25 protein-coding genes are annotated in these 26,663 nt (G+C 32.7%); 13 read left to right on the top strand and 12 right to left on the bottom strand.

All coding sequences use genetic code 11. The features are described from left to right. Positions 1 to 119 precede the first annotated feature (119 nt). From H6578_06805 to H6578_06790, 4 genes are all read left to right on the top strand, one after another. Entirely contained in the window at positions 120 to 2,918 is a 2,799-nt protein-coding gene (locus tag H6578_06805) for a T9SS type A sorting domain-containing protein (protein MCB9226854.1), read from the top strand. 658 nt (positions 2,919 to 3,576) lie between these two features. Further along, the gene (locus H6578_06800) at positions 3,577 to 3,909 is read left to right on the top strand and encodes a winged helix-turn-helix transcriptional regulator (protein ID MCB9226853.1); all 333 of its coding nucleotides are present in this window, start codon (positions 3,577 to 3,579) and stop codon (positions 3,907 to 3,909) included. A gap of 17 nt (positions 3,910 to 3,926) precedes the next feature. Continuing rightward, positions 3,927 to 4,376 (top strand): hypothetical protein, encoded by a 450-nt coding sequence (locus H6578_06795; GenBank protein MCB9226852.1) that lies wholly within the window; start codon positions 3,927 to 3,929, stop codon positions 4,374 to 4,376. A gap of 1 nt (position 4,377) precedes the next feature. Continuing rightward, positions 4,378 to 4,788, top strand: a complete 411-nt coding sequence (locus H6578_06790) for an arsenate reductase ArsC (protein MCB9226851.1) — start codon at positions 4,378 to 4,380, stop codon at positions 4,786 to 4,788. Here H6578_06790 and H6578_06785 read toward each other — a convergent pair. From H6578_06785 to H6578_06770, 4 genes are all read right to left on the bottom strand, one after another. Next, a complete protein-coding gene (locus H6578_06785) occupies positions 4,780 to 6,102 on the bottom strand; it encodes a DEAD/DEAH box helicase (GenBank protein ID MCB9226850.1) in 1,323 nt (440 codons plus the stop codon). The two genes, H6578_06790 and H6578_06785, sit on opposite strands and share 9 nt — an antisense overlap. Beyond that, complete coding sequence (locus H6578_06780; protein ID MCB9226849.1) at positions 6,099 to 7,652, bottom strand: FAD-binding protein; 1,554 nt, start codon at positions 7,650 to 7,652, stop codon at positions 6,099 to 6,101. The genes H6578_06785 and H6578_06780 overlap by 4 nt, the downstream gene beginning before the upstream one ends. A 433-nt stretch (positions 7,653 to 8,085) precedes the next feature. Beyond that, complete coding sequence (locus H6578_06775) at positions 8,086 to 8,655, bottom strand: hypothetical protein (GenBank protein MCB9226848.1); 570 nt, start codon at positions 8,653 to 8,655, stop codon at positions 8,086 to 8,088. Then, complete coding sequence (locus tag H6578_06770) at positions 8,642 to 10,174, bottom strand: 2,3-bisphosphoglycerate-independent phosphoglycerate mutase (GenBank protein MCB9226847.1); 1,533 nt, start codon at positions 10,172 to 10,174, stop codon at positions 8,642 to 8,644. Before H6578_06770 ends, H6578_06775 begins: the two co-directional genes overlap by 14 nt. A gap of 95 nt (positions 10,175 to 10,269) precedes the next feature. Here H6578_06770 and H6578_06765 point away from each other — a divergent pair, with 95 nt between their 5' ends. From H6578_06765 to H6578_06750, 4 genes are all read left to right on the top strand, one after another. After that, positions 10,270 to 10,674: a DUF4783 domain-containing protein gene (locus H6578_06765; protein ID MCB9226846.1), complete on the top strand. Its 405-nt coding sequence runs from the start codon at positions 10,270 to 10,272 to the stop codon at positions 10,672 to 10,674. A 63-nt stretch (positions 10,675 to 10,737) separates the two neighbouring features. Continuing rightward, a complete protein-coding gene (gene nadC, locus H6578_06760; GenBank protein MCB9226845.1) occupies positions 10,738 to 11,595 on the top strand; it encodes a carboxylating nicotinate-nucleotide diphosphorylase in 858 nt (285 codons plus the stop codon). 21 nt (positions 11,596 to 11,616) lie between these two features. Then, entirely contained in the window at positions 11,617 to 12,519 is a 903-nt protein-coding gene (locus tag H6578_06755; protein MCB9226844.1) for a hypothetical protein, read from the top strand. 12 nt (positions 12,520 to 12,531) lie between these two features. Continuing rightward, positions 12,532 to 12,885 (top strand): translation initiation factor, encoded by a 354-nt coding sequence (locus tag H6578_06750; protein MCB9226843.1) that lies wholly within the window; start codon positions 12,532 to 12,534, stop codon positions 12,883 to 12,885. A gap of 4 nt (positions 12,886 to 12,889) precedes the next feature. Here the strand turns inward: H6578_06750 and H6578_06745 are convergent, their stop codons facing one another. Continuing rightward, positions 12,890 to 13,690: a DUF2520 domain-containing protein gene (locus H6578_06745; protein MCB9226842.1), complete on the bottom strand. Its 801-nt coding sequence runs from the start codon at positions 13,688 to 13,690 to the stop codon at positions 12,890 to 12,892. A 207-nt stretch (positions 13,691 to 13,897) separates the two neighbouring features. On the opposite strand from H6578_06745, the gene H6578_06740 reads away from it, so the two are divergent. Then, positions 13,898 to 15,028 carry an ATP-binding protein gene (locus H6578_06740; GenBank protein MCB9226841.1) on the top strand — a complete coding sequence of 377 codons (1,131 nt, stop codon included), beginning with the start codon at positions 13,898 to 13,900 and terminating at the stop codon, positions 15,026 to 15,028. Between the two features lie 543 nt (positions 15,029 to 15,571). On the opposite strand, the gene ccsA is transcribed toward H6578_06740, so the two are convergent. Then, entirely contained in the window at positions 15,572 to 18,046 is a 2,475-nt protein-coding gene (gene ccsA, locus H6578_06735; protein ID MCB9226840.1) for a cytochrome c biogenesis protein CcsA, read from the bottom strand. A gap of 7 nt (positions 18,047 to 18,053) precedes the next feature. Then, on the bottom strand, positions 18,054 to 18,458 hold the full coding sequence (locus tag H6578_06730) for a cytochrome c maturation protein CcmE (GenBank protein MCB9226839.1): 405 nt from the start codon (positions 18,456 to 18,458) through the stop codon (positions 18,054 to 18,056). A 148-nt stretch (positions 18,459 to 18,606) separates the two neighbouring features. Between H6578_06730 and H6578_06725 the strand changes: the two genes are divergently transcribed. From H6578_06725 to H6578_06715, 3 genes are all read left to right on the top strand, one after another. Then, complete coding sequence (locus H6578_06725) at positions 18,607 to 19,314, top strand: YebC/PmpR family DNA-binding transcriptional regulator (protein ID MCB9226838.1); 708 nt, start codon at positions 18,607 to 18,609, stop codon at positions 19,312 to 19,314. A gap of 93 nt (positions 19,315 to 19,407) precedes the next feature. Continuing rightward, positions 19,408 to 20,997 carry an ABC transporter substrate-binding protein gene (locus H6578_06720; GenBank protein MCB9226837.1) on the top strand — a complete coding sequence of 530 codons (1,590 nt, stop codon included), beginning with the start codon at positions 19,408 to 19,410 and terminating at the stop codon, positions 20,995 to 20,997. A gap of 1 nt (position 20,998) precedes the next feature. After that, complete coding sequence (locus H6578_06715; protein ID MCB9226836.1) at positions 20,999 to 21,652, top strand: hemolysin III family protein; 654 nt, start codon at positions 20,999 to 21,001, stop codon at positions 21,650 to 21,652. A 136-nt stretch (positions 21,653 to 21,788) separates the two neighbouring features. Here H6578_06715 and H6578_06710 read toward each other — a convergent pair whose 3' ends face one another. Continuing rightward, a complete protein-coding gene (locus H6578_06710) occupies positions 21,789 to 22,583 on the bottom strand; it encodes a hypothetical protein (protein MCB9226835.1) in 795 nt (264 codons plus the stop codon). 360 nt (positions 22,584 to 22,943) lie between these two features. Here H6578_06710 and H6578_06705 point away from each other — a divergent pair, with 360 nt between their 5' ends. Then, complete coding sequence (locus H6578_06705) at positions 22,944 to 24,269, top strand: sodium:proton antiporter (protein MCB9226834.1); 1,326 nt, start codon at positions 22,944 to 22,946, stop codon at positions 24,267 to 24,269. On the opposite strand, the gene H6578_06700 is transcribed toward H6578_06705, so the two are convergent. Genes H6578_06700 through H6578_06685 form a run of 4 tightly spaced genes read right to left on the bottom strand, consistent with a single transcriptional unit; the run spans position 24,242 to position 26,628 of the window. Beyond that, positions 24,242 to 25,174: a pyridoxal-phosphate dependent enzyme gene (locus tag H6578_06700; protein MCB9226833.1), complete on the bottom strand. Its 933-nt coding sequence runs from the start codon at positions 25,172 to 25,174 to the stop codon at positions 24,242 to 24,244. The two genes, H6578_06705 and H6578_06700, sit on opposite strands and share 28 nt — an antisense overlap. Next, entirely contained in the window at positions 25,165 to 25,428 is a 264-nt protein-coding gene (locus H6578_06695; protein MCB9226832.1) for a hypothetical protein, read from the bottom strand. The genes H6578_06700 and H6578_06695 overlap by 10 nt, the downstream gene beginning before the upstream one ends. Positions 25,429 to 25,435: 7 nt before the next feature. Beyond that, complete coding sequence (locus H6578_06690; protein ID MCB9226831.1) at positions 25,436 to 25,990, bottom strand: cytochrome c; 555 nt, start codon at positions 25,988 to 25,990, stop codon at positions 25,436 to 25,438. After that, positions 25,987 to 26,628: an SCO family protein gene (locus tag H6578_06685; protein ID MCB9226830.1), complete on the bottom strand. Its 642-nt coding sequence runs from the start codon at positions 26,626 to 26,628 to the stop codon at positions 25,987 to 25,989. The genes H6578_06690 and H6578_06685 overlap by 4 nt, the downstream gene beginning before the upstream one ends. Positions 26,629 to 26,663: the final 35 nt, after the last annotated feature.

The following is a 26,663-nucleotide window of genomic DNA, read 5'->3' as shown; positions in this document are numbered from 1 at the left end:
TAAGCTTTAAAAAGAAGTGGAAAAAGAAGAAAATTATTATTTAAACTCAAATTTTAACAAAAAAATAAATTTGTTTTAAATAAAAAGTGTATATTTATACCAACCAAAATCAATAATCAATGAAAAAATTATACCTTATTTTTATTTTGTGCATAGCTTATTTAAGCTATTCTTATGCACAATGTACACCTAATTCAACGCCTTGTACTGGTGGAGCAGCAGTTGCAACCTTTGGGGGCTTGTGCGATACCACTGTAATGGATGGATTAGTTAATACACCATACTTAGATAATATTCAATTTTATATTGAAGGAATTTGCTTCGACCCTAATGATATAGGAGTCCCACCTCCAATACCTGGGGTAACCGCAAGAATTACATCTTTAAACTCTATTGCTTTTTCACAAATGCCTAATGGCATAGTAGGGGGTACAGATCAACCATCATATACTATACCCTATAACGCAACCGTAATGGGGTGTGGCTATTTTCAAGGAACTCCTACTCAAGCAGGTATTTTTTCTTGTGTAGTTACTATTTCTGCTTCGTATACTACAGCTAATTGTTATTTGTTTACTGTTACAGGTACAGAATCTGTAGATTATAATATAGGTTTAAACATAAAACCCGATGCTTCATTTACCGCTTCGCCAAGTGGGCCTTATTGCCAAACAGCTACAAGTGTTGCTTTAACACCTACTACCGCAGGTGGTACTTTTAGTGGCCCGGGTGTAACGGGTACTACCTTTAATCCATCTGTAGCAGGACCGGGAACACATACTATCTATTACAGTGTTAGTGCTCAGCAGGGGGCGGCTGTGGCTCCTTCAAGCAATGTAGATTCTATTACAGTGGTAGTTAATACCTCTTATGCTTATTATATAGATAGTGATAATGATACTTACGGAAGTGCTTCGGCAAGCCCTATTAATATTTGCTCCGCTACGCCTCCGGCAGGTTATGTGGCAAATAATACGGATTGTGATGATAATGATAATACGGTTTATCCGGGAGCACCAGAACTGTGCGATAATAAAGATAATGATTGTGATGGCAATGTAGATGAAGGCTTACCGCAAAACACTTATTATGCCGATACAGACAATGACACTTATGGAGATGCTGCTAATTCTATTTCAACTTGTTCTGCTACTGCACCTGCGGGCTATGTGGCAAATAGTGCAGATTGCAATGATAACAATGCAGCCATAAATCCCGGAGCAACAGAAATTTGCAACAATATAGATGACAACTGCGATGGACAAGTAGATGAAGGCTTACCGCAAAACACTTACTATGCCGATACGGATAATGATACTTATGGAGATCCTGCAAGTACTATAACATCGTGCTCAGCTACAGCTCCGGCAGGGTATGTAGTGGACAATACAGATTGTGATGATTCAAATAGTGGAATAAACCCCGGAGCAACTGATATACCAAATAATAGTATAGATGAAGATTGTAATGGTTCAGACGCTTCTACTGTGGTTGATAATGACGGAGATGGTTCTGATAATACTGTAGATTGTAATGATAATAATAACACAATTTATCCCGGAGCTCCCGAGCTATGTGATAATTTAGATAATGATTGCGATGGACAAATAGACGAAGGTTTAACACAATATACTTATTATGCTGATGCTGATAATGATGGATATGGTAATGCTTCTTCTTCTATTGCTACTTGTTCTGCTACGCCACCTGCTGGCTACGTAACAGACAATACTGATTGTAATGATAATAACAATTCTGTAAATCCTGGAGCAGTAGAGGCTTGTAATAATGCAGATGATAACTGTAATGCACAAATAGACGAAGGCTTAACGCAATATACTTATTATGCTGATACGGATAATGATACTTATGGCGATGCCTCTAATTCTATTACCACTTGTTCAGCTACCGCTCCTACGGGCTATGTGGCTAACAGTACAGATTGCAATGATAATAATGCTTCAATAAATCCTGGGGCAACAGAAATATGTAATAATATAGATGATAACTGTGATGGCAATGTAGATGAAGGTTTAACACAATATACCTACTATTTAGATGCTGATTTTGATGGATTTGGAGATGCCGCTAACTTTATTACTTCATGTAATGCTACAACACCTGCGGGATATGCTAATAATGATTTAGATTGCAATGATACTAACATTGATATTAACCCCAATGCCACTGAAATATGTGATGGTATTGACAATAATTGCGATGGCAATGTAGATGAAGGCTTAACCATGTACACTTATTATTTAGATGCCGATAACGATGGATATGGAAGTGAAACGGATTCTATTGTAGTTTGTAATAATACAGCTCCTGCCGGATATAGAGCCAACCATTTAGATTGTAATGATAGCAATGGAAACATCAATCCTAACGCTACAGAAGTGTGCGATGGTATAGACAATAACTGTGATGGCAATATAGATGAAGGCTTAACTATTCACTCTTACTATATAGATGCAGATGGTGATGGTTTTGGAGCAGAAGGAGGTATTTCATTAGATACTTGTACTGCAAATCCACCGGCAGGATATGCTGCAACAAATACAGACTGTAATGACAATGATAATACTATTTATCCGGGAGCTACAGAAATACCAAATGACGGTATTGACCAAGACTGCGACCCAACTACTACGGCTATAAAAGGCTCAATAGAAGATATATTAGTGAGAATTTATCCAAATCCTACTACTAATTATTTGTATATAGATTTACAACAAAATACAGATATTTCTGTAGAAGTTGTAGATGTTCAAGGTAATAGAATAGGCGTTCCTACTCAAAAAACAACTAAAGGATTATCCTTAAATTTAAGTAATTTATCTAAAGGGATATATATGCTAAAAATGGTAACGGATAGTGGTAATACCGGCACCTATAAAATAGTGAAAGCAGAATAATTATTGCTTCCATAATACTTTAAAAAATAGCCTGCTTTATGTGGGCTATTTTTTTACTTAACGATGATAATTCCAATTTCAAACAAACAAATCAGCAACCAACTTAAATAAGATTGCCTGCTTGCCGCAGGCAGGCTTCACTTCGTTCGCAAAGACGAGTCCAAAGTGTGCGTCTTTGCGAGTGAGGTACGAACGAAGCAATCTAATACCGATTAGGAATATATAATAGTCCAGCCTTGGTATGCTAAATGTATTTATCTATTGGCATTTACCGTTGTAAAATAAATTAGACTATTTTGTGTTAACAAAGTACTTGAGGTCTGTTTTATGACTATAGCAATCCATTAAAAAAACACATTCCCTCCTGTCATATTGAACCTGCCTGCGGCAAGCAGGCGAAGTGAAATATCTACCTTACATAAGTAAGCAAACGTTCAAAAAAGGTAGATTCCTCCCGCTGGTCGGAAAGACATATACGGATATTTGGCACATTGTACGAAGTGAAATACCCACCTTTACAAAAAAAATGAAGAGTCCCGAACTTTTCAAAAGTTCCGAAACGCTTTAGTTTCTATAAAATAAGTATTTTTTTTAAAAAAAATCCCAAAAAACTCATTGCTTTAAAATATTTATCGTAATATTGCAATAAATAAATATAGTGGGAGCTACTAAGTCAGAATTTTTTACCGAGAATCAAAATGAAACAGCAATGATGCTAAAAGCATTAGCACATCCTGCCAGAATTGCGATATTAGAATATTTAATAAAGGTAAATACTTGTATCTGTGGCGATATAGTAGATGAACTCCCTTTAGCTCAGCCTACAGTTTCTCAGCATTTAAAAGAGCTTAAAAATGCAGGAATAATAAAAGGAAGTATAGACGGAAATAAAATTTGCTATTGTATAAACGAGCAAGCCATTAAAAAGTTAAGACAATATTTTTCTAAAATAGAAGAAAATTTATCAAATAAAAAACAAGATTGTTGTTAAACGAAAAATACTAAAAAATGAAACTATCAGCATTTAAAAATCACTTGAATAACATAACAGAATTAAATTTTGTGTTAGAAAACGGTACTAAAGTTCCGGCACATTTTCATATAACAGAAGCAGGATTAACTACCAAGCATTTTGTAGATTGTGGAGGAACAGAACGCACAGAAAAAAATATTAGCTTTCAGCTATGGGTAGCTAATGATTATGAGCATAAACTTTCGCCTCAAAAATTGCTGTCAATTATAAATATTGCCGATAAACTTTTTTCTTATACAGATTTAGAAGTTGAAATAGAATATCAAATGGATACCATTGGTCGTTTTGGGGTTGATTTTAATGGAAGTGAATTTGTACTTATATCAAAAACTACCGATTGTTTAGCCAAAGATAAATGTGGGATTCCTACAGAAGTAGCGGAAAAAAGTACATCTCGTTGCGAACCTAATAGTGGCTGCTGTTAAAATGAAAAAAGTATTAGTATTGTGTACGGGCAATAGCTGTAGAAGCCAAATGGCAGAAGCTTACTTGCGTTATTTTGCTCAAGATAAAGCCGCAATTTATAGTGCGGGAGTAGAGAAACACGGAGTAAACCCCAAAACAGTTGTTTCAATGCAAGAAGATGGGATAGATATTTCTAAGCAAACTTCTAATAATATTGATGAATACAAAGATATTGACTTTGATTTTGTAATAACCGTATGCGATAATGCCAAAGAACGCTGTCCTTATTTTCCTTCAAAAGCCATAAAAATTCATCAAAATTTCACAGATCCTTCAAAAGTTTCGGTAGAAAAAATGGATAGTGAATTTAGAAAAGTGAGGGAGCAAATTAAAGTATTTTGTGCTGATTTTTGCGAGCAGTATTTAAGCTAAAGCAACCAATACCTTAACTTTTTTAATCTTTTTGCCGGTGCAATTATTTATAGCATCTGTAGCTTTATTGTTTTCTATAGCTACATAACTCACACGCTCTTTAACCTCTATTAAACCAATGTTTTCAACCTGTAAACCTCCTTCTTTACATAAAAAACCTACAATATCGCCTTTGCTTATTTTGTGCATTTTTCCTGCATTAATATAAATGGTTTGCGTACTGCCGGCTGTGGTATTTTTATCTATTTCATTACTCAATTCTAAAGGAGTTATTTCGCTATTAATATAATTAGGAAGTTCTTTTCCGTTTATTAAAATTAAAAATACCCTTCCACTTTTATCCATTCTGGCAGTTCTACCGTTTCGGTGTATAAAAGTTTCTTCTTTGCCCGGTATTTGGTAGTGTATAATGTTTTTTATTTCAGGAATATCTAAACCCCTTGAAGCTAAATCTGTAGCCAAAAGTATATTTACCGTGCCGTTTCTAAACTTTAGTAAGGCTTTTTCTCTATCGGTTTGCTCTAAATCGCCATAAAAAATACTATGGTTTATTTGCTTTGAATTTAAAAAATCACTTAAATCTTCAATATCTTTTTTGAAATTGCAAAAAATAATGCTCGGCTCAGTATTTAAGGTAAAAAGTAGCTTAGCTAAGGTGTTGTTTTTTGTTTCCCAATCGGAATTAATATAAAAGTACTTTAAGTTTAATTGTTCTGTTTCGTTTAAATAATTAAGCGTTTTAGCTTTATTTATTTTTAAATAATTGGGAATTTCATCTATTTCTGTAGCAGATGTAAGTGTATTAAATTTTATGTTTGGAAGCCTGTAAAGTATAGCTTGCATTTCTTTACTAAATCCCAATTCTAAGCATTTATCATATTCATCAATTATTAAATTTTTAATATAATTAGTATTGAAAGTTTCTCTTTTTAAATGGTCAAGTAATCTGCCGGGCGTTGCTATTAAAATTTTAGGTGGATTTTTTAAGCTGTTTTTTTCTCTACTAAACGGGTGTCCACCATAGCAAGTGAGTATTTTATATCCGGTTTTAGCTTGTTTTAGTACATTTTCTATTTGCAATGCCAGTTCTCTTGTAGGAGATAAAATAATACATTGAATTTCAGATAAATTAGCGTCAATTCGCTTTAGTAAAGGCAAAATAAAACCCAAAGTTTTGCCACTGCCCGTAGGAGAAAGCAAAATAATATTGTTGTGCTTTTCGCTGGCGTTAAGCATTTTTTCTTGCATAGGTTTTAGCTGTTTAAAACCCATTTTGTGCAATATACTGGTTGTATCTATTTTGTTTAAGCTCATAATTTATTGTTTAAAGTAATGGCTTGAGCACATCTCATACCGTCTATGGCGGCACTTACTATACCTCCGGCATAGCCGGCTCCTTCGCCACAGGGATAAAGGTTTGAGAGTTGTGTATGTTGTAGCGTTTCTTTATCTCGGGGTATGCGTACGGGGCTACTGGATCTACTTTCCACACCTACTAATACGGCTTCATTAGTTCTATAGCCTTTCATTTTTTTGCCAAAATCTATTAAGCCTTGCTGTAAACTTTGAGCAATAAAATTGGGTAAAATATCATGCAAATTATAGCTACTTATTCCCGGCTGATAGGATGTTCTGGGTAAAGTGTTAGAAACTTTATTTTGAATAAAATCTTCTACACGTTGTGCCGGTGCATTAATACTTCTTGTGGTTTTAAAAGCCTTTTGTTCTATGTCTTTTTGAAATTGCAAAGCGGCTAACGCTCCATATTTTGCGTATTGTTGCCAGTTTTCTGGACGTACTTCTACCACCATACCGCTATTAGAATATGCTCCATTTCTGGCACTTGAGCTCCAGCCGTTTACTACGGTTTCATTTTGCCCCGTGCTTGCCGAAGCAATAACCCCACCCGGGCACATACAAAATGAAAAAACGCCTCTGCCACACGCTTGGGTAACCAAACTGTAGCTTGCCGGAGGTAAAAATTCTCCTCTTTCCGGTCTATTGTATTGAATACTATCTATAAGAGCTTGGCTGTGCTCTATTCTTACACCTAAAGCAAAAGGTTTAGCTTCTATGGCTATGTTTTTTCTATCTAAAAGCTCATAAATATCTCTTGCAGAATGTCCTGTTGCTAATATTACTTGCTCACATTTTTCTTTTGTACCGTCAGAAAAATGTAAAGTAGAAATTTGGTCATTAGCTATTTCCAAATCAGTAAGTTTAGTGTTAAAACGTATTTCTCCACCATTTTCAATAATGTTTTTCCGCATGGCACTCATTATTTTAGGTAGTTTATTAGTTCCTATGTGCGGATGAGCTTCGTAAGCTATTTTGTCATCGGCTCCATGCTGTATAAAAACATCTAAGACTTTAGCTACATTTCCTCTTTTTTTGCTTCGGGTATAAAGTTTCCCATCGCTGTATGTGCCGGCACCACCTTCGCCATAGCAATAGTTGCTTTCGTTGTTAATTATTAGCTTTTTATTAATGTTTTTAATGTCGTGTATTCGGTCTTCTACGGGTTTTCCTCTTTCTATTACTATGGGTTTTATGCCCAGTTCTAAACATTGCAAAGCGGCATATACGCCAGCAGGGCCAAAACCTATAATATGGCAAGTGCCTTTTGTGGTTTTTTGAAATTGAAATGTGTTTAAATGCTTTTCAAATTTTTCATTTTTGGTGTAAACATTTAATCTTAATAGAAAAATTATATTTTTTCCTCTGGCATCAATAGATTTTTTTAAATACTCAATATGATTGATGTTTTCAATTCTGATATCAAGATTTTTAGCAACTAGTTGCTTAATTAAAGACTGATCATTATACTGATGAGGATATATTTTTAAAGTAATTTCTTTGGGCATTATTGTTAGGTTTTTTTCCTAAAAAATAAATTGAGAAAGTAAAATTAAGAGAAAAGTTTAGAATAAGGGTATAATTGATAATGTCATTCCTTTACTCCGTCTTTTTTATGTTCGTTACTGTCAGTTTGAGAAGTGGGCTATGTTCAAGTATAATATCCAAAAAACACTTCTACACCATATCTGTAGGCAGGTAGAGGCAAGTCCGTAGATAACGATTTTAGGGAAGTTTGCTAAATCTATTATGTACGTCATGCCTTTGCAGAAAGGCATCTCAAAATTGGTTATTACAGTTTTGTTGTAAAGGATTACCGCCTTCGCGGCAATGACGATTTGAGGACAGTTTTTTAAATAGTTTGCTTCATTCGTGCTTCACTCGCAAAGGCGTTCTTTTGTCGGGCATACTTGTGCAACCACTTTAAGTCGTGGCTTAACGTCAAGGTATAAACTCAACTTTACTAAATACACGTAAAGTGTCTTGTCCTAATATCTTTTGCCAAGAAACTACGCTAAATTCATCTTCTTTGCCGTAAAAAATCTCTTTTTCGTAGCTGTATAAAAAATTGCTCTTGCTAAGCAATGCTTTCATTGAGCCATTGCTATATTGCTGAAACCATTTTACATCTAATTTTTTGTTGGTAGTACTATAATTTAGTACTTCAATGTTTTCATTAGTTTTAGCGTCCAGCATCCAAAAAGTATCTATTTTATATTGGTCTTGGTTTATTTTTTTATTAATATTAGCTTTAGAAAAATAATCAACAAGTTCTTCTACCACAATAGTGTCTAATAATTCATTTTGTTTAGTTTCCTCATTGCCATTTAATATTATGGTATTGTTGTAATGTTTAAAATCTTTTAATAGCTCATCTTTTTCCTGCTCTACATAAGTTTTAGCATCAAAATATTGATTAAAAACTTGGCTACTACTATTAGTGCAAGAAGAAAGAGCCACCAATATAGCTAATAGTAAGAAAAAATATATTTCGTATTTACAGTAATTCATTTCCTGTCATTTCTTTTGGCTTGTTAATTCCCATTAGTTTCAAAAGGGTAGGAGCTAAATCTCCTAATTTCCCATTTTTAAGTTCTGTATATTTTTTATTATTGCTTATATAAAACAAAGGTACTAAGTTTTTAGTATGAGCAGTGTGTGGCGTGCCATCTTCATTTATCATAATGTCGGCATTGCCGTGGTCGGCAGTTAAAAGTATATCATAGTCGTAGTTTAGTGCAGTTTCTATTACTTCTTTCACACATTGGTCAACAGTTTCTGCGGCTTTCATAGCTGCTTTAAAAACGCCTGTATGCCCTACCATATCGGTATTGGCAAAATTTAAACAAATAAAATCGGGCTGTTTATCTTTAATAAATGCTACGGCTTTATCTTTTACTTCAAAAGCACTCATTTCGGGCTGTAAATCGTAAGTTGCCACTTTAGGCGAATTGACCATTATTCTACTTTCGCCTTCAAATGGTTTTTCTCTGCCGCCACTAAAAAAGAAACTTACGTGCGGATATTTTTCAGTTTCAGCTATTCTAAGTTGTGTTTTCCCATTTTTAGCCAATATTTCTCCTATGGTATTGTTTATATTTTCTTTAGAAAACAGCACAGGAATATTAGTGAAAGTTTCATCATACCTTGTCATGGTATAATAAGCCAACTGCAATTTATGCATGTCATACTCAGGGAAATCTTTAATAGTAAGAACTTGGGTTATTTCTCTGCATCTATCGGTTCTAAAATTAAAACATAGTACAGCATCGTTGTTTTTTATAGTAGCAATAGGCTTTTTATTTTTATCTACTATGACTATAGGTTTTATAAATTCATCTGTAACATCATTTTGGTAAGATGCTTCTATTCCTTCGGTAGCATTTTCAAATGCATTCCCTTTTCCATTAACCAATAAATGATAAGCCTCCGCTATTCTTTCCCAGCGTTTATCTCTGTCCATGGCATAGTATCTGCCTACTACACTGGCAATTTTTGCATTTGTATTTTTTATTTCATTTTCAAGCTGTTCTATAAACCCTTTTCCCGTTTTAGGATCACAATCTCTACCATCGGTAAAGCAATGAATGTATATTTCTTTTACGCCTTTTTTATGAGCTAATTGGCATAAACCTATTAAATGATTAATATGAGAATGTACACCTCCGTCAGAAACCAACCCCATTAAATGTAGTGGCTTGCTGTTAGAAATAGCATAGTTAAGCAATTTATTAAAAACAGTATTGTTTTCTAATGCTCCATCATCTATCGCATTGTTTATTCTTTGCAATTCTTGAAAAACAACACGTCCGGCACCTAAATTCATGTGTCCCACTTCGCTGTTTCCCATTTGCCCTTTGGGCAATCCTACATCTGTTCCGTAGGTTATAAGCGTAGAGTTAGGATATTTTTTATACAAACTATCTACAAAAGGAGTGTGAGCTTGAGCTATGGCACTGCGGGTTTTATCGGTTTCTATACCCCAACCATCCATAATAATTAGAGCTGTTTTTTGGTTTAATTTTTGCATTTAAGAGAAATAGAAATATTTTTGTTAAAAAATTTAAAATAAAATTTTAAGATTTTAATAATTTGGCACAATATTAGTGCTAAAGTTACTAACAAATGAAGAGAAAAATGGAATTTTTGAAGAAATTAAGAGTTTTAATGCTTGTTTTGTTCAGTTTTGGTGCTTTAACCTTATCTGCACAAGATTTTTCTCAAATAGGGGATGCTTTAAAAAGTGGTAATGCAACTACCTTAGCTAAATATTTTGATGGCAATGTAGAAGTTACAATTTTAAATACTGAAGCTGTTTATAGTAAAAATCAAGCAGAGTTAGTGGTAAAGAAATTCTTTACAAGTAACAGCCCAAATGGATATAAAATGGTTCATAATGGGGATTCTGGTGGAGCTAAGTACCAAATTGGAGAATTAAGCACATCATCTGGAACGTACAGAACCTATGTTTATGCTAAAAACAAAATGGGTACATGGTTAATTCAAGAAATTAGGTTTGAAAAGAATTAATTGAAAAATTATTAAATGCTTAACTTAGTCCCGATTATTAATTTAATTGGGACTATTTATTTTATGACAACACAAGAATTTATTTCCTTAGCTTTAAAAGAAGACGTTGTTGACCCTAAAGGCGTAATTCCTACAGGTGACCACTCTACACTTTCTACAATTCCTGCCGATAGAAAAAGAAAAGCACGATGCTTAATAAAGCAAAATGGTGTTTTAGCAGGAATAGAATTGGCTAAAGAGATTTTTAAGCAAGTAGATGCTTCTTTAAAATTTATAGAAAATGGATTTGCCGATGGCGATACAGTAAAAGTAGGCGATGAAGTTTTTTATGTAGAAGGAAGTGCCAGAAGTATATTGACAGCAGAAAGATTGGTGCTTAATTTTATGCAGCGAATGAGCGGAATAGCTACACTAACTAAAAAATATGTAGATGAAGTTGAAGGCACGGGAGTGAAAGTGTTAGATACACGAAAAACTACTCCAAATTTGCGATACTTTGAAAAATGGGCAGTAAAAATTGGAGGAGCTTACAATCATCGTTTTGGTTTGTACGATATGATAATGATAAAAGACAATCACATTGATTATGCTGGAGGAATTGTTGAAGCTATTGATGCCGCTAATAATTATTTAAAAGCAAAGGGCTTTAATGTGCCAATAGAAATAGAAACCAGAAGTGTAGAAGATGTAAAAACGGTTTTAAAACATGGTGGAGTGCAACGAGTTATGTTAGATAATTTTACGGTAGCACAAGTAAAAGAAGCGGTAGCTTTAATAGGGAATAAAGTAGAAACGGAAGTTTCGGGGGGAATAACTTTAAAAACCATTAGAAAATATGCTGAAGCTAAACCCGATTATATTTCGGTGGGAGCTTTAACACACTCCTACACCAGTTTAGATATTAGCTTAAAAGCCATATAAATAGATAAAAATAGCAGAATAATGCCTCAAAAAAGCGTTCTATTTATAGTCAATCCCATTTCGGGAGATATTAAGAAATCCAATTTGCCACAACTTATTAAAAGCAATATAGATGAGCATAAATTTAAGTGGGAAATAGCTTATACCACTCATGCCGGTCATGCATCATATATTGCAAAAGATGCCGTAAAAAATAATACTGATATTATTGTGGCAGTAGGTGGCGATGGTTCTATCAATGAAATAGCTGAAGCTATAGTAAATACTAATGTGGTTTTGGCAATAATTCCTTTAGGTTCGGGAAATGGCGTGGCGTATCATTTACAATTGCCCATAAAAAATATAGCTAAAGCTATACAAGTAATAAATACCGGAAAAATAATTAAAATAGATACTTTAAATACTAATAGAGGTATTGTAGTAGGATTTACAGGTGTTGGTTTTGAAGCCTTGGTGGCACGCACGTACCGACATTTAAAGCGTAGAGGTTTTTTGGCTTACGCTTGGGCTACCACAAGGGGTGTTTTTTATGATTATAAGCCACAGCAAATAGATTTTGAGATAGATAATATGTCTAAAACAGCTACTGTTTATTCATTGTCCATTTATAATGCTAAATACTTGGGCTACAAAGTAGGAAAGGTAGGCAAAGCGTCTTTGGCAGACGGGAAGTTGAATGTAATTTTAATAAAAAAGTTTCCATTGTGGAAAGTGCTTTGGGTAGTATTTTTAGAATTAATAGGGAAAATGCACTGGGCAAAAAATGCCGAAGTTTTTGAAGTGGAAAAAGTAAAAATTTATCTAAAACCTAAATCAATTATTCAAAAAGATGGAGATTCATTTATTTGTAGCCAAAATTATGAAATAAAAGTGAATCCCTTATCTTTAAAAGTAATAGTACCTTTAAAATTAGAGAAATATTAAAACGCAGTATTTATGGCAAAAAAGAAACTGACATTAGATGATTTAAAAGGAGTAGTGTTTTCTACAAATCCGGATTATCAACCAGAGGAGCAGGAGGAAGATTTAGAGGAAGCCTTAGCACCCAATCAGCAGTTATTATACGTAAGTATAGATAGAAAAAAGCGAAAAGGCAAAGAAGTAACTTTAGTAGAAGGTTTTTTAGGACACGAAGATGATTTGAAAGAATTAGGGAGTCAACTTAAGAAATATTGCGGAGTAGGTGGTAGTATTAAAGACGAAGTAATATTAATACAAGGTAATTTTAGAGATAAAATAATAGCTTATTTAGAAAAAGAAGGATACAAAGTAAAACGAAAGGGAGGGTAGCGTATTATTTTTTAGTAGAGTTATTTTCTTCTTTATAATAATCCTCAATACTTTTAGTAAACCATTGGTACAGTTCCTTTAAGTTTTTATCATCTATCATAGATAAATGCTTTTCTATTGTTTTTTCGTCATTTCGTTTCGCTGGCCCTGTTTGAATATCTTTAGGATTTTGCTCTAAAGCTTTTAAGGCAGTTTCTTGTATGAGTGGTTTAAGCAAATTAAAATCTACGCCTAAATTATCGGTATATTCTTTTGCTAATGCAAACAAATGATTACTAAAATTATTAACTATTACCGCAGCTACATGCAGTTTTCTGCGGTCTTCATCTTTTACTTCTACCACATAATTTGATAATACACAAGCTAATTCCAGCAAAGTAGTTTTTGTCTTTTGGTTAGAAGCGTCTATTAAAAAAGGTACTTCGTTTAGGTTTACTTGGCGTTGTTTAGTAAAAGTTTGTAGCGGATAAAAACTGCCATAATTTTCAGTAGCCACCTTTAAAACATCTATACTTACTACACCAGAAGTGTGAGCTAAAATTTGATTTTTAAGTTTAATGTTTTCAGCTATTTTGCTTATTGAATCATCAGACGCACATATAATTATTAAATCTACTTGTTCGGCAAACTCGTTAAGATTATTGTAGTACTCAATGTTGGTTTCTTTTGCAAGTTCGCTACCTGTTTTCTCGTTTCTTGAGTATATAGCTTTAAGGTTAATAACGGGTAGCCGACTAAAAGCTGTAGCAAAATGATAAGCTACATTTCCCGAGCCTATTATTCCTATTTTAATATTTCGTAGCATGATTTTGCAAATTTAAGTAAATATTCAGCTTTTTTATTTTTAAGAAATTAAAACTATACTTTAATCGGAAAAAGAGCAATTACGCCTAATTTTCAGAATACAATCATAAAAATAAGCCTAATTTTCGGAATACAATCTAAAAATTACGCCTAAAATTTTGAATTTGTATGATTTTATAGTATTTTTATCCTTATTTTTAAGAATAATATGAGAAGACAATTATTAAAGCGTATTAAAGAGCAATGTTTTAAAGGCAAAGTTATTTTACTACTTGGAGCCAGGCAAGTGGGGAAAACTACCTTATTAAAACAATTAGTAGATGAAATAGATAAAAAAACGGTTTGGTTTAATGCAGATGAGGCTGATGTACTAAGAGAGTTTGCTACAGCAGATACAAGTACAAGATTACTGCAAGTAATAGGAGCAAAAACCGAGCTGGTTATAATAGATGAAGCTCAAGAAATTAAAGATATTGGCAAAAAACTAAAATTACTTTACGATACCAAACCTGAAATTCAGATAATTGCAACGGGATCTTCATCTTTTGATTTGCTGGATAAAACAAGTGAGCCATTAACAGGCAGAAAACGCATTTATTATTTATATCCTATAAGCTATAAAGAAATAGTAGATGATAGAAATATATTAGAGGCTAAAAGATTGTTAGATGTTAGGTTGATTTATGGTTCTTATCCGGAGGTGGTAAATAATGTGGGCGATGAAAAAGAGGTACTTTTAGAGATAGCCGGAAGCTATTTGTATAAAGATATAATGAAATTAGAAGGAATACGTAAAGCCAGCCACATAGAAAAGTTACTTACGGCATTGGCGTTTCAAGTGGGGAGCGAAGTTAATTATCATGAATTGTCTAAAACAGTGGGGAATATAGATAGTGCCACCGTAGAGAAATATTTAGATATTTTTGAAAAGACATTTATAGTATTTAAGCTTCCTGCTTTTAGTAGAAATTTACGCAATGAAATTAAAAAGGGCAAGAAATACTATTTTTATGATAATGGTATTAGAAATGTATTGATTAGCAATTATTCTCCTTTAGATTTAAGAATGGATAAAGGTGCATTATGGGAAAATTATATAATAAGCGAGCGAATGAAATTTAACCATTACAATAAGGAATATCCTAATACTTATTTTTGGAGAACTCACGATCAAGCAGAAATAGATTATATAGAAGAAACAAAAGGTATATTAAATGCTTATGAAATAAAATGGAAAGAACATAAAAATAGATTTCCTGCTTCATTTCTTTCTGCATATCCACAGCATAAAACTGCCGTTATAAACAAAGAAAATTTTGAAACTTTCTTAGGAATTTGAATTGGTCAATTAGCTCCTTAACTAATTCTTATGACTATCCGTAAAGATATTTTACATTAACTTTTCTTTAGAAGAAAAGTTACAAAAGAATCGCACTAAGTTTTCAGCGACCCATTATAACCTCAACTCCTAAAAATCAAAAACTCATCACTCCGTTCTTCAAACAGTTTAATTTTTTACGGAGTTTTCGGTTAATGGGTACCCCACTTGCAAACTTAAGGTGCACTTTTACCCGACCTTAATCAAAAATACGTTAAGAAATGATGTAAAACAGACATCCAAAATAAATGAAATTATAAAACAGTAAACAGACAAATTAGTATGCTCCTACAAGTAGGACCACTATGAGAAAACTAAAATTGAGCATACATTAATTTGTCCTCGTCTGTTTTATAGCATTTTAGTATTTTTGATTACAGTCTTGATTTTTTGTTACTTTTGTATCAAGACAAAAGTAAAAGACTACAAACTGTAATTCAAATTACTTAAGCGTCACAAAATGCTACCTTAGAGCATAAATTATTGGTATAATAACCTATATTCTTACTTATTAAAATATCTTTTAAAAGCACTCATTAAAGCACCCAAAAGCATTATTATACCACCTATCCACAATACATTAATATAAGGAAATACAATAGCTTTCATTATAATAAAATCTTCGCTACCCTCTTTGTCTTTATAAGCCAATTCTACTGATTCTGTTTGTGGATTAAATTTTAAAAGTTGAAATTCTAAATTTGTTTTGTAGTCAGTTAAAATAGGATTTATAACCGTACTATTATTTATATTGATAGCGTATAATGGCATTAATTCTTTGCTAAAACCATCAAAACCATTAACAGAAAGTAAAGCACCCAAGCCCATAAGTGTGTCATTAAAAGTAAGAGAACCACCTACAGGGTTTGAAATAAATTTTTCTAAAATCACATAGTGTTTACTCGTAAAAACAGTATCGCCTATGTGCATTTCTGTTACTTCAGCAGTAGGATCTTTTGGTTTTTCAGGTATAGAAGTTACGTGCGTAAAAATATCGTGAGTTAAAAAGCGTTTTGTATCGGGGTTAGAAACCAAGCCCATGCCGGCATTTATTTGAGCATCGGGGTGTAGCTCAAAATCTTTGGTATAACTTCCGTCCGTATTTTTTGTATAGTAGCTTACATTAAAAAGCTCTTTTTTATCATTATGAATGTCCGTTTTTCTTCCTTCATAACTTACCCAATATTTTCCCATTACTAAAGTATCTCCTTCCGGCAAAAGAATATTAGTTTGGTTTTCTTCTCCTTCAAATCCTTCGCCATAATTTATACCCATAGCATTAATAGAAATAGGCAGTTGTTTGCCTTGCGAAATTAAAGTGCCCAAAATAAACAAAGCAAAACCAATATGCGAAATAGAACCACTCCATTGCCAAAATTTATTTTTAACTACTAAAAGTATATAGGCTATATTTGAATAAAGTGCAAAAAATCCGGTAAAAAGCAACATCCAATAAGTAGAAATAAAAGGTATTTTGCTTTCTCCTAAACTATATTCAATAATAAAAGGAAAATTGAAATAAAAGCCTAAAAATATTGCCGTAACAAGAGCCAATCCGACTGTTAAACCTAAATATTTAAAATATTTGGACAACCTACCTGTTTTATATGACAAAAACTGTACAAAAGCCGCTCCTATGGCTAACAAAATTCCTATAATTATTTGAACTTTATTATAATGAGCCACCACTTCATTATCTAAAGCTAAGTTGGAGCCAAAAATTTTATTTACAACTGGTAAAGATGTATCCCAAGTAATTTGAGCTGCACTAATTATAAAAATTAAAGAGCCTATAAATATCCAAAATTCCCTACTTAAAAAAGCTTCTTCGCCTTTTTCTTTAGGTATTTTACTCATACGGTATATTAACAAAATAATAGCCGGAATACTTAATAATGCCATATAAATAAGTAGCTGACCTGTCATTCCCAAATCGGTAAAACTATGAACAGAAGTATCGCCTAAAACACCACTTCTGGTAAGGAAAGTGCTGTAAAGAATAAAAATAAAAGTAAGAATAAGTAGCAAATAACTAATGCCCAAGCCACGTTTAGTATATTTATATGCCACTAAAGTATGCGTGCCTGCCACTATAAGAAGCCAAGGTACTAAAGAAGCATTTTCTACAGGGTCCCACGCCCAAAAACCTCCAAAACTTAAGCTTTCATAAGCCCAAGCTCCTCCCATAAATATACCTAATCCTAAAAAGGCAATAGTAGCCAAAGACCATGCTAATGCCGGACGTAGCCAAGAGGTATAATCGGCTTTCCAAAGGCTGGCTATAGCATAAGCAAAAGGAACTACGGTAAGAGCAAAACCTAAAAATAAAACAGGCGGATGAATGACCATCCAATAGTTTTGAAGCAATAAGTTTAAGCCGTTTCCATCTTCTATAAAAGAAAGATAATCGGCTTTAGCAAAAATAGGAGCTTGGCTCATTACATCTCTTAGTAGCACAAAAGGATTCATTCCTATTTTAATACCAAAAATATGAACACCTAAAACCATAGTACCTAATAGCATTTGAGTAAAAGCCATTACGGTCATTACTCGGTTTTCATAATCTTTAGCTATTTTTATTAAAATAAAACCCAAAATTACGTGCCAAAACTGCCAAAGCAAAAAACTCCCTTCTTGACCTTCCCAAAACGAAGAAATAATATAATAAACAGGCAAATCTTTAGAAGAATGACTCCATGCGTAATGGTATTCAAAATGATGATTAAAAATCATATAGAATAACAAAGCAAATATTGCAAAAATAGAGATGCCGTGAATGTAGTATGAATTTCGGGCAATTTTATTCCAAACTTTACTAAGTCCTTTATCTTTAGTTTGTTCTGCTTTAAAAAAAGAAAATGCAGCTAAGCCTGAAAGCACAAAACTTAGCACTATAAAAAAGTGTCCTAAATTACCTATCCAAAGGGTTTCACCTAAATAAAAACCGTAATTAAATCTATTGGCTAAAAAATCTATCATAAATTATTTATAAAGCTTCTTCAGCACTTTTTACTTTAACCTCATCTTCTACATATTTAGATGGGCATTTCATTAGCATTTCATCTGCTATAAACACATCTCCTTCTACTTTTCCTGTTACCACTATTTGTTCACTTCTTTCAAAATCTTGTGGTTTTGGAGCTTTATATACAACAGTACTTTGTATGCTGTCTTTATCTATCATGTGAAAAGTAAATTTATTAGGGTCTATTTCGGGTTCGTAAATCATTTCTGCATTAGGTGCTAAATAACCTACTATTTTATATACTTTACCAGGGTTTTCTTTAGATTTTGTAAAACCCTCATAAGTAGTATAATTGCTGGCAGAAATTACGATTCCTGCAATAGCTACTGCTACCAAAATAAGTGCAACAATATGTAATTTTTTCATGCAAGCAAAGTTACTACTATTTTAATAAAGCGTAATTACTATAATGTAGCTCTTCATTGCTTTTGATGCTTTTTAACAGATTTTGTTTAAAATTTTAAATGTTTAAAATCCAAATCCTTTTTGCTAATTTCGCACAAAATTTAAAAAAATGGGAAGAGCATTTGAATTTAGAAAAGCACGTAAGTTTAAAAGATGGGCGGCTATGAGCAAAACTTTTACTAAAATAGGTAAAGAAATAGCTATGGCGGTAAAAGAGGGCGGTCCGGATCCAGTAAATAACACTCGCTTGCGTATGGCGGTTCAAAATGCTAAGGCAGCCAATATGCCTAAAGATAATGTAGAACGTGCTATTAAAAAAGCTTCTTCTAAAGACCAAGCCAGCTATGACGAAATAAATTATGAAGGCTATGCTCCGCACGGAATAGCCATTTTTGTAGAGACTGCTACCGATAATAATACGAGAACAGTAGCCAATGTTAGAAGCTATTTTAATAAATGTAATGGTAGTTTGGGCACTTCTGGCTCGGTAGAGTTTTTATTTGAGCGTAAATGTCATTTTAAAATAGATAAAGGCACTCATGATGCCGAAGAATTAGAACTTGAAATGATAGATTATGGTATTGAAGAGCTTTTTGTAGAAGATGACCACATAATGATTTATGGCGATTTTGCTCAGTTTGGCAATATACAAAAAGGCTTAGATGCTTTGGGTATAGAAATTTTAGAATCGGGATACGAACGCATACCTTTAAACACCACAGAGCTTAATGAAGAACAGCAAGCCGATGTAGAAAAACTATTAGAACGCTTAGAAGAAGACGATGATGTGCAAAATGTATATCATACTATGGCGTAAAATAATGGTTTATTAGTTTTAAAATTTATTCTTTCTCTTAGTTTCGCTATTATTTTATTACTTCCATAATTAATAATCTGTAAATTTGTTGGTATGCAAAAATATTGGTGGATTTATAGCTTCATTTTCTTAGCTTTTTTAGCGTGTAGCAAGCCTAAACAAAGTGAATTGAAGATTTTTAAATACAACCAAGCTTCCGGCATTACCTCTTTAGATCCCGCTTTTGCTAAAAATCAAGCTAATATTTGGGCAGTTTCGCAGCTTTTTAATGGTTTAGTACAGTTGGATAGCAATATGAATATTGTTCCCTGTATAGCCAAAAAATGGAATTTTAGTGAAGATGCTTTAACTATTACTTTTATTTTAAGAGATGATGTTTATTTTCATGAAAATGAGTTGTTTGAAAATAAAAAAAGAGTAGTTAACGCACAAGATTTTGTTTATAGTTTTAATAGAATTATAGATAAACAAACGGCATCACCGGGAGCATGGATATTTAATGGAAAAGTTGCTGGTAATGAGCCTTTTAAGGCTTTAAACGATACTGTTTTTCAACTTAATTTAAAAGAGCCGTTTGCTCCTATTTTGGGTATTTTAACCATGCCTTACTGTTTTGTAGTTCCTAAAGAAATTATAGATTTTTATGGTAGAGATTTTAGAGCACATCCTGTGGGCACAGGTGCTTTCAAATTTAAAATATGGGAAGAAGGAATTGCTTTAGTGGCTTTAAAAAACAACAATTATTTTGAGCAAGACAGCAAAGGTGTTTTACTTCCGTATTTAGATGGTTTTAAAGTTACTTTTAATGAAAGTAAAAAAATGGAGTATCTAAATTTTATGAAAGGGAATTTGGACATGCTTTCGGGAGTAGATAAAAGTTTTGTTAAAGAAATTTTTACTGAAGAAGCTACGCTTCAAAAAAAATGGCAAAACAATATAAAATTGTATAAAGCACCTTTTTTAAATACAGAATATTTAGGCATAAATCTTGAAACCAACAATAAATGGCTAAACCAAAAGAAATTTAGGCAAGCTTTAAATTACTGTTTTAGTAAAGAAGAAATGATACAATATTTTAGAAATGGTATAGGTTTTCCTGCGGTAAACGGTTTTATTCCTAAAAATTTGCCACCTAATACGGGCAACTATTTAAACGGCTACAACTACGACATAGAAAAAGCAAAGCAGTTGTTAAAAGAAATAGATTATAATGGAGATGAAATTGTATTAAACACCAATGAAACATACAAAGACATAGGTTTGTATATTGCTAATCAGGCTGAAAAGGCGGGTGTGAAAATAAAAATAGAAGTGGTGCAACCTTCGTTATTGAGAGAGTGGATGGTAAGTGGCGAAGTTGATTTTTTTAGAGGAAGTTGGATAGCCGATTACCCCGATGCAGAAAATTATTTGAGTTTATTTTATAGCAAAAATGGAGCTCCACCTAATTATACAAGATTTAAAAATGATACTTTTGATTTGTATTATGAGCAGGCCAAAAAAAGTTTTGACGTGCAAGAACAAATGAATTTATATACCAAAATGGATAGTATTATAATAGAAGAAGCTCCGGTTGTTTTCTTGTATTATGACGAACTGATTAGATTAACGCATGAAAATATTTTTGGAGCAAAACCAAATGCATTTAATAACTTAGATTTAAAAATTGTAAAGAAAAAATAAAATGAAGTTCTCAGAGTATCCTCATGCGGCAGAATTGCTAAATGCGTTGACGCATGGTGTAGGAGTCATTATTTTTTTAGTGTTAGTTCCTTTGCTTATAGCATTGGCTGTAAATACTAAAGTGCCTCAAAAAATATGGGGAGCTATGCTTTTTTCTTTTGGTTTGTTAGCGGTTTATTTTTCATCTACAATTTTTCATGCCATACCCGAAAAAGTAAGTAAAGATGTACTTAATTACTTTGATTTATTATCTATTTATCTGCTTATTTCCGGTACTTATTCTCCTTTTTTATTAATTTATTTTAGAAATAAACTAGGCAAAGCCATTATGGTTATATTATGGTTTATAACTGTTGTAGGTATTACTTCTAAGCTTATTGTTGACCAGTTGCCTGTGTTTATTACATTAATTATATACATAATAATGGGCTGGGTAGGTATTATTATGATACGTCCGGCATTAAGGCGAATAAAACCTAAGGTGCTTTGGTTTATATTGCTCGGTGGCTTAAGTTATACTGCCGGCACGTATTTTTTTTATCATGATGGCGAAGTGTATTACTACCATGCAGTGTGGCATATTTTTGTATTGGTAGGTAGTTTACTTAATTATTGTGCTGTATTATTTGCTATTTTAGATAAGGAAAGGAACTGAATATGGGGGCGTTGAACGTTTTACCGCTTTGCGAAGGTGGGGATTTCTAAGCACTTCACTATCAAGTGGGATTTAACTACTGAACCGCCAGTGCTGTTATGCGGTCGGCTTTCTTTTCTGTAGTCTGTGCTTTCGTTCATTTTATCAAACTTAAATATTTTTCAAAAAGTGTCGTGAAGCCATATTCAAATTTAGGTCGTGTTTCGTCAACTATAACTCTTAAATCTCCTATGTCTTTCACAAGTCCTGTAACTCTTTCTCCTTTGTCTGATAGGTTATAGGAAGTGCTTGTAAAGTCTTTTCTATATTTTCCAAAGTCAGGGTAGCCAACTTTGAAAGTGAAATGTTGATTTTCAACTGTGTCCGTATACGAAAACGAACCTTCTTTTAAATCTAAGTCGTAATGAAAGTTTGAATTATTTGTCACAACTTTGTTGTCATATATGAAATAATTAAACTCTTTATAAATTGTGTCACAACTGCCGTTTGTGTCAATGAAGCAATACCTTACATTATATGTTTCAGTTGGTAAGTTGAATTTGTGATAAAGTGCTGTAATCATCAAAAAATTTAGATTTTCAGTTGCTTTGAAAATGTCAACAGGTTTTAGATTGTCATAGTTGCTTGAAACTTGTCTTGCTACACTAATTTGATTCGTTGGGAAATACTCGCCTTTCGGATAGAAGTATGTCAGCAATGCAAAGTCAAGCAAGAGTATTATTATCAAAAATGCGGTCTTGCTTAATTTTATTTTGTCGCTGAACTTGTAATAAATCCAAGCACTTAGTCCGCCTACTAAAAATATAATTGGGTAATAAACTAGTAAGCAAAGTCCATAAACACAAGGCGTAGGAAACAAACTCAATGTGAAAATTGGGATTGGCACGCAAAACAGAAAAATCAATATTGTTATTACTCTTTTTTTATTCATTGTCTGTCTTGTAGTGTCGTCTTTTATATAAAAACTCGTTTTCTTATCTGCCCTAAGTAGAAATGCTTTTTAGATAACACTTAACGAAGTTAGTCATTTTATATTAAAATGTCAAATATTTTAATAATGTATTATTTTAGGTATTGTACTAAAAAGTGTGTAAAACACTGTTGATTGGTGAACTTCCCGTGGTATATGTGTGGCGTTATTTTAGAGCCTCCAATGGGGCATGCCCCATTGAAATAATAGGAGAGATTATGCCATTTTTTTAATTCAAAAATAAAATAATATTCCATTTGTACGGGATAAAATCATAGTTTCTCAATAAAAACTCTTTACTTTGGGGAGCAATACACAAATATGGATATTAAGTATATACTTGTAATATTTTCATTACTTATTATATTCTCTTATATTTTTGATGAAATAGCCCGAAAAACAAAGTTCCCTTCTGTTATTTTATTAATGGCTACAGGTATTTTGGCTCGTGCGGTAGCCGATTATTTTGGTGTGCAGGTAATGTATTTAGACCAAATAATTCCTGTAATGGGTACTATTGGTTTAATATTAATTGTATTAGAAGGTGCTTTAGAATTAGAGGTAAGAAGAGATAAACTCCCCATTATTATTAAAGGTTTTGTGGCTGCGTTGGTAATACTTTTAGTCAGTATAGCTGCATTGAGTTATTTCTTTAATGCATATTTAGGTATGCCCAAAGCCATGGCTTTAATGAATTCTATTCCATTAGCGGTTATAAGTAGTGCAGTGGCTATTCCTAGTGCCAGTGCTTTATCTCCTTTAAATAAAGAGTTTGTGGTGTATGAATCTACTTTTTCTGATATTATAGGTATTATGGTTTTTAATTATGCTATGCGTCAGTTTCAAGTAGGTAGCGACCTTGTGGGAATAAAACCTATTGCCATTTTACTGGTAGAAATAGTGGTCATTGTGTTAGTGTCAGTTTTAGTTACATGGTTGTTGTTTGAGTTGTTTGAACGGATAACGCATAAGGTGAAATTCTTTTTGATTTTGGCACTTTTAATACTGGTGTATGCTATAGGAAAAAGGTTACACATGCCATCCTTAGTTATTATATTTATTTTTGGTTTGTTTTTATCTAATGCAGAAGTACTGCTACCCGACTACATAAAAAGGTATATTTCTATGGGGATAGCAAAGCGTGAAGGTTTGCACGAGTTTCATTTGCTTACTGCCGAATCTACTTTTTTAGTACGTACTTTCTTTTTTCTCTTTTTTGGTTTTTCTATTACTTTAGATAGTTTTGTAGATGGCTATAACTATATGTACGGAGGCATAATTTTAGCCATATTATTGGTTATACGGTTTATTTATATCCTTGTTTCTGATAGAAAAAATATAGGAGAACTTACATTTATATCGCCCAGAGGGCTAATAACTATTCTCCTTTTTTTACAGCTTAGAACTGAAACCGTTATAAATAATAAAACGGGCGAAATAATAAACTTAAAAAGTACTATTATCAATGAAAAAGTACTTTTAATTGTTATTTTGGGTTCAATGTTAATAATGATGATAGGCACAATAGGTTTTGGTAAGCAAGAGGAATTTGAAAGTTCGGGAGGAGGAATAGGAGATGGTACTATCCCAAATTCAGACGAGCCATTTAACCCAACTTCTTATATTGATGAGTCATCAAAAGAATAAGGCGGAATTTTTATAATGCCATTATTCATTAAATTGAAGCCTTCTAAGCCTTGAAGACCTCCGGTGTGTATAGCTAAAATATTACAAGGTTTTTGAAAACTGTTATTATTTATCATTTTGTTTAAAGCATACATCATTTTGCCGGTATAAATTGGTTCAAGTGCTATGTTGTAATCTTTATAAAATTGATTGATAAAGCTTATAAGCTCTACGTTCCATTTCCCAAATCCTTTAAAAGTATAGTTGTAATTGATTTCCCAGTTTTGTAAATTATTTGTGAGTAGCTTTATTTTTTCGGTCAAACTTTTATCTTTTGCACAGGCTATGCCTATTACTTTTTTATTTCCTTTTAAACTATTTATAATGCCACTTATAGTGCCTCCCGAACCCACCGGGCAAAAGAAATAATCAAAAGAAGGCTCTATATTATTTAAAATTTCAGATGCACCTTTTAGTCCCAATTCGTTGGTGCCACCTTCGGGAACAAAAAAATAATTTTTAGGGAGTTCTGCAAAATTATGGGCAATTTCATTAAAGGATTTTTGAGTATTTATATTTCTTAGTGTTTTATAATCTTCTCTCGGTATAAAAATAAGTTTCATTCCCATTTTTTCAACAAAAGAGAGGGTAGGGCTTTGCACTTTAAAATTACCTCCTCTAATTATTCCGTAGCAGAGAATATTATTTTGTTGGCAGGCTAAAGCAGTGGCATGTATATGATTGCTAAAAGCACCTCCTATAGTTACTATCGGGAGATGCTTTTCTTTAGCTTTTATTAAATTGTACTTTAATTTAAAATATTTATTGCCTTGAATGTAAGGCTGTAGTTTGTCTAATCGGTATATATATAGATTTACATTGTTTTTAGTAAAAACAAAGTCTATATAGTTGTTTTTTAATGCCAAGAAGGATCGTCAGTATTACTCCAATCGTCTTTAAAATCGTTAGCAGCAGCTTCTAATTTTTCTTTGTTTTCTCCTTTAAAAGGACACATTCCTAAAATAGCAGATAGTAAGTAAGCCATTCCTAATGCTATAAAGACAAAGCCTAAAATATAAAGAAAGCCATCGTAATTTGTTATAAATGCACCTACTCCGGATATAAGGAATGCTAAGGTGTATCTTGTGGCTATCTGATAAACGTCTAAATTTGGATTCATGTTAATATTAATTGTTACTATTACTTAATTTTACAAATACTGCGGTCAAAGATAGTAAAACAGTTATGATAATAAAAACACTACCCCAAAAAACCATTCTAATTAATGGATTGTCTATAACACTATCGGCAGGTGTGGTAACAACTACCGGTGTGTTTTGAGGAACAACGCCTGTTTTTGTTTCCGTAGTAGTTGGAGCTGGTTCTGGTGCTTTTTCTACACTTGCGTCTGCTAAGTATGCCACTAAATTATTCAAATCATCATCTGAGAATGTAGGATTTGGAGGCATAGGTATTTGATTGAACTCGTTAAATATTTTTACCGCTTCTTCATCTCCTGCTTCTACCATCGCAGTAGAATTTTTTACGAAAGATTTTATCCACTCATGGTCTAATCTATCTGTAACACCTTTTAAGTCGGGACCTACTAATTTTCCTTTGCCAATGGTATGGCAAGCGGTACAAATTGTTTTAAAGGTTTTTTGTCCAGCTTCAATATCTTGAGCTTTTGTTAGGGAAAATAAGAATATTACTATAAATAAGCTTAATACTTTTGTTTTCATTTGATTATTTTTTTTATGTCTTTTATTAATTGTTTTATTTCTTTAGGGTCTGTACTATCATAATATCCTCTTATTAGTAAATCTTTATCTACTAATGCTAAAAGTTGGCTGTGAATGTAATCACTTTTTCCTTCATTTGCTTGTATGGCGGTAATTTTATAATCACTTCTTGCCAACATATATACATTCTCTTTTCCTACATTTACAAAATACCAATTGGTATTTTCCAGTCCAAATCTTTCTGCAAAGTTATACAATCTTTCAATAGTATCTCTTTTTGGATCTATTGAATAGGAAACAAAGTTAATGTGTTCTTTTTGATTTTCAAACGCTTTCCACACTTCTTTTGTTTCTTCAGTCATTTTTGGACAAACCACAGGACATGAAGCAAAGAAAAAATTAGCTACATGAACTTTTCCTTTTAGTTGTTGGGTATTAAACTCATTGCCGAGTTGGTCATACCCAACAACTTCAGAAATCTTTTTATATTCAGTTTCTCCGTTTTCTAATTTAACTTTCTCACTTAGAATAGGGAGATTTATTGAACTTACTTTTATAAAGATGAAGTATAATAACACTCCGGCAACAGCTGCCATTATTATTTTTAATATTATACTATAATCTTCTTTTAAATCCACTATAAAACTTTTTTGTTCAAAATCAACTTATTTTT

This window comes from Chitinophagales bacterium (assembly GCA_020635995.1).
In the GTDB taxonomy this organism is placed as follows: Bacteria; Bacteroidota; Bacteroidia; order Chitinophagales; family UBA8649; genus JAFMKE01.
Note: the sequence above shows the minus strand (reverse complement) of the source record. Positions and strands in the feature narration are given on the sequence as shown.